This window comes from Sphingopyxis panaciterrulae, from assembly GCF_014199295.1.
GTDB classification, from domain to species: domain Bacteria; phylum Pseudomonadota; class Alphaproteobacteria; order Sphingomonadales; family Sphingomonadaceae; genus Sphingopyxis; species Sphingopyxis panaciterrulae.
Map to the genome: position 1 here is coordinate 117,757 of NZ_JACIJH010000013.1, position 8,858 is coordinate 126,614.

The window sequence follows — 8,858 nt, forward strand, 5'->3', positions numbered from 1 at the left end:
GCCGCTGTAGCTTTTATGTTGCGGTGCTGCGTACGGCCGATTGCGGTCCCCACCTTCGCGGGGACGACGCGCCATCAGAGGCCGAGCACCATCTTCGCGATGATGTTGCGCTGGATCTCGTTCGACCCGCCATAGATGGTCGTCTTGCGCATGTTGAAATAGGTCGGCGCGGCGCGATGGGCATAGTCGGGACCGATCGGATGCTCGTTGTCGCCCTCTCCGAAGCCGCGGAAATAGGGAGCGCCATAATGGCCGACCGCCTCCAGCGTCAATTCGGTCAGTCGCTGCTGGATCTCGCTGCCCTTGATCTTGAGCAGGCTCGATTCGGGTCCCGGCCCCTTGCCGGCGTTCGGACCGGCGAGCCCGCGCAACTCGGTGAATTCAAGCGCGGTCAGATCGATCTCCAGCTCGGCGATCTTGCGCTTGAAGAAGGGGTTGTCGATCAGCGGCCCGTCGCCGTCGAGTTCGGTGCGCGCGATCGCCTTGACGCGCTCGACGCCGCGCTTCGAAGAGGCGACCCCGGCGATGCCGGTGCGCTCGTGCGCGAGCAGGAACTTGGCGCAGGTCCAGCCCTTGTTCTCCTCATAGACACGCTGCTCGACCGGCACGCGGACATCCTCGAGGAACACCTCGTTCACCTCATGCTCGCCGCCGAGCGTGATGATCGGCCGTACCGTGATGCCGGGCGACTTCATATCGATCAGCAGGAAGGAGATGCCCTCCTGCGGCTTCGCTTCCTTGTCGGTGCGGACGAGGAAGAAACCCCAGTCGGCGTGCTGCGCCATCGTCGTCCACGTCTTTTGCCCGTTGACGACATAATGATCGCCATCGCGCACCGCGGCGGTGCGCAGGCTTGCAAGGTCCGACCCCGCGCCCGGCTCCGAATAGCCCTGGCACCACCAATCCTCGCCCGACAGGATGCGCGGCAGGAAGCGGGCCTTCTGCTCCGGCGTGCCGAAGGTGTAGATCACCGGCCCGACCATCGACAGGCCGAAGGGCAGCAGGCGGATGCAGTCGGCGCGCGCGATTTCTTCTGAAAAGATGAAGCGCTGCGTCGGGGTCCAGCCGGTGCCGCCATATTCGACCGGCCACGCCGGCGCGACCCAGCCCTTCTTGTAGAGAATCTTGTGCCAGGCGAGGAAATCCTCCTTGCCGAGTTCGTCGCCCTCGTCCTGCTTGCCGCGCAGCTCGGCGGGGTAGTTTTCGGCGATGAAGTCGCGCACCTCCGTCTGGAAGGCGAGGTCTTCGGGGCTGAACTCCATGTCCATTGACGATTCTCCCTTGGGCAAGGCCGCCCATATATCGGTCACTCACGTTTACGTAAACGGTAAGTTGCCGCTCGCAACCTTCATCGATGTGAACAGAAACAGGTTGCGCCGAACATCCCGGCTTGTCCAGCGCCCTTCCCCGTCGCATGATGGAAAAAACGGGTGGGGGATGACGAATGACCAAAGGCAGGCGCCTGGCGCTTTTCGCGCTGCTGATCGTGGCGGTCGCCGCGGCGGCGGCTTTTCTGTTCCAGCGGCCGATCGGCCTGTGGCTGTTCGAGCGCGCGGCCGAGCGCAATGTCGCGCGCGACCGTCTTGCCGGCCTGCCCGACGGGTTGCATGTCGCGCTTTGCGGCACCGGATCGCCGCTGCCGAGCCGCGACCGTGCCGGGGCCTGCACCGTCGTCATCGCCGGCAAGGCGATGTTCGTCGTCGATGCGGGCGAAGGCGGCGCGCGCAACATCTCGCTGATGGGACTTCCCAATCCCCGCATTCGCGGCCTGTTCCTGACCCATTATCATTCGGACCACATCGACGGCATGGGGCCGATGATGCTGATGCGCTGGGTCGCGAGCGGCAACAATCGTCCCCTGCCCGTCCATGGCCCCGAAGGGGTCGAGGCGGTGATCGCGGGGTTCAACGCCGCCTATGCCGCCGACAATGGCTATCGCACCGCGCATCACGGCCCGACCGTCGCGCCGCCGCAGGCCGCGGGCGCGGTCGCCCTGCCCTTTGCGGTGCCGACCGGGCCGACGACCGTCTATCGGGCGGACGGGCTGACGGTCACCGCCTTTCCGGTCGATCACCGCCCGGTCAATCCGGCGGTCGGCTATCGCTTCGATTACAAGGGGCGCAGCGTCGTGCTCAGCGGCGACACCGGCCCCTCGGTCATGGTCGAACGCGCAGCGAAGGGCGCCGACCTGCTGATTCACGAGGCATTGCAGCCCGACATGGTGCAGACGCTGTCGGACGATCTGAAAGCCGCGGGCCGGACCGGGACCGGGAAGATCATGCACGACATCATCGACTATCACGCCAGCCCGGCGCAGGCGGCCGACAGTGCCCGGCGCGCGGGGGTGAAGATGCTGGTGCTCAGCCATGTCGTCCCGCCGCTGCCCTCGCGCTATTTCGACGCCGCCTTTCTGGACGGCGCGAAGGGGCATTTCGACGGCCCGCTGATCATCGGGGAGGACGGGCAGGTCTATTCGCTGCCCGCAGGCAGCACGGCGATCGAGCGGGATAACTGGTTCTAATACCAAGGTGCGGTGATCTTGACCGATGAGGATTGCCAGTCCCGCTTGCTGGCGAGGAGGAGCGGAAGCGGCGATGTGGTTCATCGCTGCGACGCGCCGACGCGGTCCAGCGGGCGGGACTGGCAACCCGGCGGGCGGTTTCTGGCGGCTCTCGGACAGCGTCGCCTGCTTGGGACGATGAACCACATCGTCCCGGTGCAGCCTCCTCGCCGAAAACCGCCAGAAACCGTCCTCATCGGTCAAGATCACCGCACCTTGGTATGACGCCGCGTCACGACGACCACCGCCCCCTCGCTCGCATAGGCGGAACGCCGTTCGGCGAGTGCCAGGGTGACCGGCAGGACATCGCCTTCGCGCGTCACCAGTTCGGATGCGATCCGCGCCGGAGCGCCGGTACGGAACAGCGTCTCGAGCGCCTCGGCAAAGGCGGCGCGGCTGCCGACCGCGAGCAGCGCCGAAAAGCGCACCCGGCGCATCGCGGCCTGATCGGCGCCGGTCATTGCCGCAAGCGCCGGGTTCGCATAGTCCACGGCCTCGCGCACCGACAGATGGGCGACGCCGACGGTCGCGTCGGCCTCTATCGCATCGGCGAGTGCGCGCTGCGCATCCTGCTCGGCCAGCGTGCCCCATAATTCGCTGACGTCGCGCAGCACCATCGCGCCGCCGACCGGCAGCGGGATCAGGTCGACGCGCAGCCATTGCCGCGGAGCGACCAGCCCCGGCACCTCGCCCGAAAAGCGCTCGCGATGGTCGAGCATCCGGTGCAGATGCGCGTGCAGGACCGATCCCGCCAGCCCCGGCACCGCCTCGGCCAGCGGCCGGCGCAGCAGGTCGGATGCGGCGGTTTCGAGCAGGTCCGACGCCGCCGGATTGACCGCGGCGACACAGGCATGCCGGTCGATCAGGATCGCCGCGTCGCGGATCGATTCGACCAACGCGGCCTGCGACGCGGCGAGCAGGTCGCCCTCACCCGGGCCGCCGTCGAGGCGTCGATAGTCGGCGAGCGAGATCAGCACATGCGCATCCTTTCCGTGATGCGTCACGACCACCGGCGCGCGCGCGGTGCGCAGCCGCCAGCCGGCAAAGCCGCGAATGAAGTCCGCCGCCGAAACGCGCTGGGGGTCGTGCCGTGACGCCATGCCATCCTCCGTCGTCCACTTCCTTCTCTTATAGGAAGGCCGCGCGGCGACCGGCGGCCGCGATCATCCGTTCCCGCGCCGTTACGGAGATATCAGACCAGCCGCGCCTGACCGCAGCGCAGCGCGTTGACGCGCGTGTCGGCTTCGCCGAGGTGCAGGCCGAGGGCGCCGGTCACCCCTTCCAATATGCCGTCGAGCACTGGCGCGGCGGCGCCGACGGTCTCGCCGACGAGCGACTTGAGCGCGCCGCTGCCCAGCCCGAGACCGAGGCCGAGGATGTTGACCTGGACGTCCAGGTCCTCGGCGAGCGACTTCGCGGCTCCGGCGACCAGACCGCCGCTCTCGACCGTCTTGACCGTGCCGTCGGCGATCTCGTCGCGCGAGAAGTCGACGGGTTTTTCGGCAAGGTCGGAGAGGGTCAATTCGGCCCTCGCATCGACGCTCGCCAGCGGCAGTTGCACGAGCCGCGCCGCCTGCGGATCGAGCGGGCGCTGCATGTCGGTGAAATCGCCGTCGGGAACCGACCCGATCGCGACCATCGCGGGCGAGGTCGTGACCGCGAGCGAGACCGCGTCATGCGCGCCCGGCGCGCAGTCGATCGAGGCGATCCGCGCCGCCGCCGACCCCAGTTCCGCGACCACCGGCAATTCGACCTGCGCGAGCGGCGTCACGATCTTCGCGCCGAGCCTTAGCCGCACCTGCGCGGTGCGCACGATGACGTCCTGATCGTCGGTCACCGCGATCAGCGGCGACTGCGCCGGCGGCTCGCCGATGATCAGAGCGAGGTCGATCCCCGATCCGCCCGGCAGGTCGCTCGCCAGCGACAGGTCGAGCTGGCGGTTGGCGTTGGCGAGCGCGAGCATCGCCTGCATCAGGCTCATCGCATTGACATTGACCGGATTCGCTCCGCCGGCACGGATGGCCGACGAACGCGGGCCGAGGTCGATGGCGCGCGACGGGATCAGCGTGCGCGGCAGCGCGCCGTCGGCGATGCGTTCCAGCACATCCACCGCCTGCCCGTTGCTTGCGCTCGCCAGCGCCGACAGCGCCTGCGGCAGTGTGACCTGACTGTCGAGCGTCTGGCCGAAGGTCAGCACGTCGGCGTCGAGTTCGGTGCGCAACGCCTCCGAAAAGGCGAGCAGGTCGACGTCGGCACCCGCCAGCGCGTCATAATCCATCACCGACAGGTCGACGCTGCTGCCGGTCAGCGCCGACAGCAGCGCATTGGCGACACCGCCATGCACCGCCGCGACGCGCGAGCCGAGCGAGAAAGCGGCATAGCCGCGCCGCGCGCCGGTCGCGCTCGCGCGGATGGTGCTGTCCTTGCGCCCGGTCAGGAAGCGGCCGAAGAACAGCGGCCGGTCGCGCGTCAGCACGATATGTATCGCATTGGGGGCCGTTCCGCCCGCCGCGAAGCGCTGTTCGGCAGGAATCGCGATGTTGGGCGTATAGGTGCCGCCCGTCAGCTCGGCGATGCGGATGCCGCAGTCGCAGTTCGCCGCGATGATCCGTTCGGCGGCCGCCTGCTCCTCGCCAGGCCGCCCCGCCGCGGCAAGCGCCGCCGCATCGGCGATGCCCTGCAGCTTGCGCCGGTCGAGATAGAGCGAGCCGATATCGACCGCGAGCGCCGCCGATCCGATCAGCATCGTCAGGGCGAAGGCGGTCAGCATGCTGATGCCGCCGCGCGTGTCCCGGCAAAGCGAAGGCAGCCGCATCGCCCTATTCCTCCGGAAGCTCGAAGGTTGCGCGCGCACGGATGATGTTGCTCGGCGAAGGAACGAAGGCCGAGCGCAGGAAATCGCCCGCGGGCACGGTGAAGGCCACTGCGACGGTGATCGCCTCGCTCGTCTCCGACACCGCGACGCTGCGCGTATCGGGCGAAACACCCGCGACCCCGGCCAGGCTGCGGTCGACCGCGCGGATCGCGATGCCGCGCCGGTCGTCCGCGTCGAGGCCGGTGATCGCGGCGCGCGCGCCGTCGTTCGCCGCCTGCTGGACGCTGTGCGCGAGCATGAAATAGCGGCCATAGACAAGGATGCCCATGGCGAGCGCGAGGAACAGCGGCAGCACGAGCGCCATCTCGACGACCGCGGCCGCCCGTTCGCAGCGCACGTGCTGCAAGGCTGCGGCGAGCGAGCGGGCGATACGCGGAAGAAGGACCGGACTTGTCATTCCGCCAACATACCCGCGCCGGATGAAGGCAGGGTCGCGGCGGTGGCTCTGGGATTTTGCGTATTTTACGAGAAGTCGTGCTGGCAGAACGCGCGGAAATGCGTGCGCCTTGCCGAAATATTACCCAAGTGCCTCATCAAAATAGCATCATCTGCGGACACATCCGCTTTCGACCTGGCCGCCCCCTCGCTTCCTCGTCACCCTGAACTTGTTTCAGGGTCCATGGTCTGCCCTCGAATGGAATGCAGCGCGGAAGGACGGGGCCGGCCATGGATGCTGAAACAAGTTCAGCATGACGGAAGGTGAGAAGGGCGGGAGAGCTATTCCGCCGCCCCCGCCGCCTCCAGCTTGTCCTGCGTTCGCAGGTCGAAGTCCGACGCGTCGTGGCGTTCGTGGAGCTGGCTTGCCGGGTCGCCCATCACGCGGTTGACCATCCGCCCGCGCTTCACCGCGGGGCGCGCCGCGACCTGGTCGGTCCAGCGCTGGACATGCTTGTAGTCCTGTACCTGCAGGAACTCGCCGGCGTCATAGGCAAGCCCCTTGGCGAGCAACCCGTACCACGGCCAGATCGCCATGTCGGCGACCGTGTAGTCGGCGCCGGCGACATATTCATTGTCGGCGAGCCGGCGGTCGAGCACGTCGAGCTGCCGCTTCACCTCCATCGCATAGCGGTTGATCGGATATTCCTGCTTGAAGGGCGCATAGGCATAGAAATGGCCGAAGCCGCCGCCCAGAAAGGGCGCGCTGCCCATCTGCCACATCAGCCACGACAGGGTCTCGGCACGCCGCGCGGGATCGGTAGGCAGGAAGGCACCGAATTTCTCCGCCAGATAGATCAGGATCGCGCCCGATTCGAAGACGCGGATCGGCTCGGCGCCGCTGCGGTCGACCAGCGCGGGGATCTTGCTGTTCGGATTGGCAGCGACGAAGCCGCTCGAAAATTGATCGCCCTCGTTGATGCGGATCAGCCAGGCGTCATATTCGGCACCGCCGTGCCCCGCCGCCAGCAGTTCCTCGAGCATTACCGTGACCTTGACCCCGTTCGGCGTGCCGAGCGAATAGAGCTGGAGCGGGTGGCGGCCGACCGGCAGGTCCCGGTCGTGCGTCGGGCCGGCGATGGGGCGGTTGATATTGGCGAAGCGTCCGCCGCTTTCCTTGTCCCAGGTCCAGATTTTCGGGGGCTCATAGTCGGTCGGCTCGGCCATCGGGCGCTCCTTTCGCTTGGTTTCGCCCTGCAACTTAGGAAGGCGAGGGAGCATCGTCCACCGCGACGCGCCTCAAATGATTCTTTGGGCGCGCAAAGTCGAAATCGCTTCGTCGTCGTAACCGATCTCACGCAGGATCGCGTCGCTATGTTCGCCGAGCGTCGGTGCGCGCGCCGCGGGCGCCTTGGCATTGGCGGACAGCGCGACGGGCGCCCGGATCACCGGCGCCTCGGCGGCCGCCCCCGGATAGGCGACCGGCTCGACGAGCCCCATCGCCGCGACCTGCGGCTCCGCCAGCGCCTCGGCCGCGCGCACCACCGGCGCCGCCGGCACGCGCGCGGCGGCGAGTTCCCCGATCGCCTCCTCGCTCGTGCGCGCCGCACACCATGTCTGCATGATTGCGCTCAGCTCCGCACCATTGTCGCCGCGCGCGATGTCGCTGGCAAAGCGCGGGTCGTCCGCCAGCTCGGACCGCCCGACCAGGTCCGCCCAGCGGCGAAAGATCGGCGCACCGACGACCTGGGTGATGATCCAGCCGTCGCGGGTGCGAAACAGGTCGGTCGGTCCCGAGCTATAGGCCCGATTGCCGATCGGCTGGCGCTCGATGCCGTTGAGCGCATGGTCGATGGTCAGCGCGTTGGACATGGCGAGCGCGGTGCCGAGCAGCGACCCCGACACGCACTGTCCCCTCCCCGTCTTCTCCCGCTCACGCAGCGCCAGCATCACGCCGAAGGCGCAATGGAGCGCCGTGCCGAAATCGACATAATTGACCTGTGCGCGATAGGGCTGGTCGGCGGTCCCGGTCAGATGCACCGTCCCCGACATCGCCTGCCCGATGCCGTCGAAACCGACCCGCGCCGCGAGCGGCCCTTCGGACCCGAAGGCCGAGGCGGTCGCCAGGATCACGCGTGGATTGACCGCGGCCAGGCTGTCATAGTCGAGCCCGAGCCGGACCAGCGCCGCATGCGGCAGGTTGGCGACCACGACATCGGCCTGCGCGACCAGCCGCCGCACGATCTCGCGTCCCTCGGGCGTCGATGGTTTCAGCGTCAGACAGCGCTTCGCCCGGTTCATCTGCAGGAACATCGCCCCCGAACCATCGTTGGCGACGGGAACGGTATAGCGGTCGTCGTTCCCGTCCGGCGCCTCGATCCGGATCACGTCGGCACCATAGTCGGCGAGCAGCGCCGCACAATAAGGCCCCGCGATATAGCGCCCGAAATCGAGCACGCGCACACCGCTCAATGGCACGGCAACCCCCTCCTCTTTGCCGCTCCCGCGAATCGGGCGGCAATTTTGCCAAGAGAGGCTTGCATGATCGGCGGACCGCCGCTAGGGGCGTCTGCCTCAGCGAGGAGAGTTGGCTGAGTGGTCGAAAGCGTCGCACTCGAAATGCGAAGTGCCGGCAACGGTACCGAGGGTTCGAATCCCTCACTCTCCTCCAATTCCCTATCCCCACACATCCCCGACCACGCACGGAAAGCCTAGAAAAACCTTGGCTTTTTCCGTGATTCGGATCCCCACGTATCCCCAGCTGTCCAGACCCGTCTGTTTGCTTGTGTGGTAAGAAACGTGGGAAAAAAGTCAGCATGAAAAGGCTCTCGGTCAGCGCCGTCAAATCGGCCACCCGCCCCGGTCGATTCTCCGACGGAGAAGGCCTCTATCTCGTCGTGCAGCCGGGAGGCAGCAAAAGCTGGATATGCAGGGTACAGAAGTCGGGCAACCGTGAGGATCAGCGTGCAATAGGCACCCCCTTCGTGGGGTGATCGGCGTGCAAAAAGGACCCCTTCATCCCGGGGATTTAGTCGGCCGACTGGTTTT

General features: G+C 67.4%; 8 protein-coding genes and 1 tRNA gene. 3 read left to right on the plus strand and 6 right to left on the minus strand.

Annotated features, from left to right (window positions below; translation table 11 throughout):
• Positions 1-74: 74 nt before the first annotated feature.
• Positions 75-1,268: an acyl-CoA dehydrogenase family protein gene (locus tag FHR21_RS16770; protein ID WP_184100421.1), complete on the minus strand. Its 1,194-nt coding sequence runs from the start codon at positions 1,266-1,268 to the stop codon at positions 75-77.
• A gap of 176 nt (positions 1,269-1,444) precedes the next feature.
• Between FHR21_RS16770 and FHR21_RS16775 the strand changes: the two genes are divergently transcribed.
• Entirely contained in the window at positions 1,445-2,521 is a 1,077-nt protein-coding gene (locus FHR21_RS16775; protein ID WP_184100384.1) for an MBL fold metallo-hydrolase, read from the plus strand.
• 245 nt (positions 2,522-2,766) lie between these two features.
• Here FHR21_RS16775 and FHR21_RS16780 read toward each other — a convergent pair whose 3' ends face one another.
• The 5 genes from FHR21_RS16780 to FHR21_RS16800 form a co-directional block, all read right to left on the minus strand.
• Positions 2,767-3,660 (minus strand): PAS domain-containing protein, encoded by an 894-nt coding sequence (locus tag FHR21_RS16780; protein WP_184100386.1) that lies wholly within the window; start codon positions 3,658-3,660, stop codon positions 2,767-2,769.
• 92 nt (positions 3,661-3,752) lie between these two features.
• A complete protein-coding gene (locus tag FHR21_RS16785; RefSeq protein ID WP_184100388.1) occupies positions 3,753-5,375 on the minus strand; it encodes a pilus assembly protein TadG-related protein in 1,623 nt (540 codons plus the stop codon).
• 4 nt (positions 5,376-5,379) lie between these two features.
• Positions 5,380-5,832, minus strand: coding sequence for a TadE/TadG family type IV pilus assembly protein (locus tag FHR21_RS16790; RefSeq protein WP_184100390.1), 453 nt, complete (start codon positions 5,830-5,832; stop codon positions 5,380-5,382).
• A 320-nt stretch (positions 5,833-6,152) separates the two neighbouring features.
• Positions 6,153-7,037, minus strand: a complete 885-nt coding sequence (gene yghU / locus FHR21_RS16795) for a glutathione-dependent disulfide-bond oxidoreductase (RefSeq protein ID WP_184100392.1) — start codon at positions 7,035-7,037, stop codon at positions 6,153-6,155.
• 72 nt (positions 7,038-7,109) lie between these two features.
• Positions 7,110-8,288: a CoA transferase gene (locus tag FHR21_RS16800; protein WP_184100394.1), complete on the minus strand. Its 1,179-nt coding sequence runs from the start codon at positions 8,286-8,288 to the stop codon at positions 7,110-7,112.
• A 103-nt stretch (positions 8,289-8,391) separates the two neighbouring features.
• Here FHR21_RS16800 and FHR21_RS16805 point away from each other — a divergent pair.
• A tRNA-Ser gene (locus FHR21_RS16805) sits at positions 8,392-8,481 on the plus strand.
• A gap of 145 nt (positions 8,482-8,626) precedes the next feature.
• On the plus strand, positions 8,627-8,803 hold the full coding sequence (locus FHR21_RS21215; RefSeq protein ID WP_338113196.1) for an Arm DNA-binding domain-containing protein: 177 nt from the start codon (positions 8,627-8,629) through the stop codon (positions 8,801-8,803).
• Positions 8,804-8,858 lie beyond the last annotated feature (55 nt).

Excerpts from the sequence above, each read along its gene's own strand:
- FHR21_RS16780 (WP_184100386.1), bottom strand. The coding sequence starts at position 3,660 with ATGGCGTCACGGCACGACCCCCAGCGCGTTTCGGCGGCGGACTTCATT.
- FHR21_RS16775 (WP_184100384.1), top strand. The coding sequence starts at position 1,445 with ATGACCAAAGGCAGGCGCCTGGCGCTTTTCGCGCTGCTGATCGTGGCG.
- FHR21_RS16790 (WP_184100390.1), bottom strand. The coding sequence starts at position 5,832 with ATGACAAGTCCGGTCCTTCTTCCGCGTATCGCCCGCTCGCTCGCCGCA.
- FHR21_RS21215 (WP_338113196.1), top strand. The coding sequence starts at position 8,627 with ATGAAAAGGCTCTCGGTCAGCGCCGTCAAATCGGCCACCCGCCCCGGT.
- FHR21_RS16770 (WP_184100421.1), bottom strand. The coding sequence starts at position 1,268 with ATGGACATGGAGTTCAGCCCCGAAGACCTCGCCTTCCAGACGGAGGTG.
- yghU (WP_184100392.1), bottom strand. The coding sequence starts at position 7,037 with ATGGCCGAGCCGACCGACTATGAGCCCCCGAAAATCTGGACCTGGGAC.
- FHR21_RS16785 (WP_184100388.1), bottom strand. The coding sequence starts at position 5,375 with ATGCGGCTGCCTTCGCTTTGCCGGGACACGCGCGGCGGCATCAGCATG.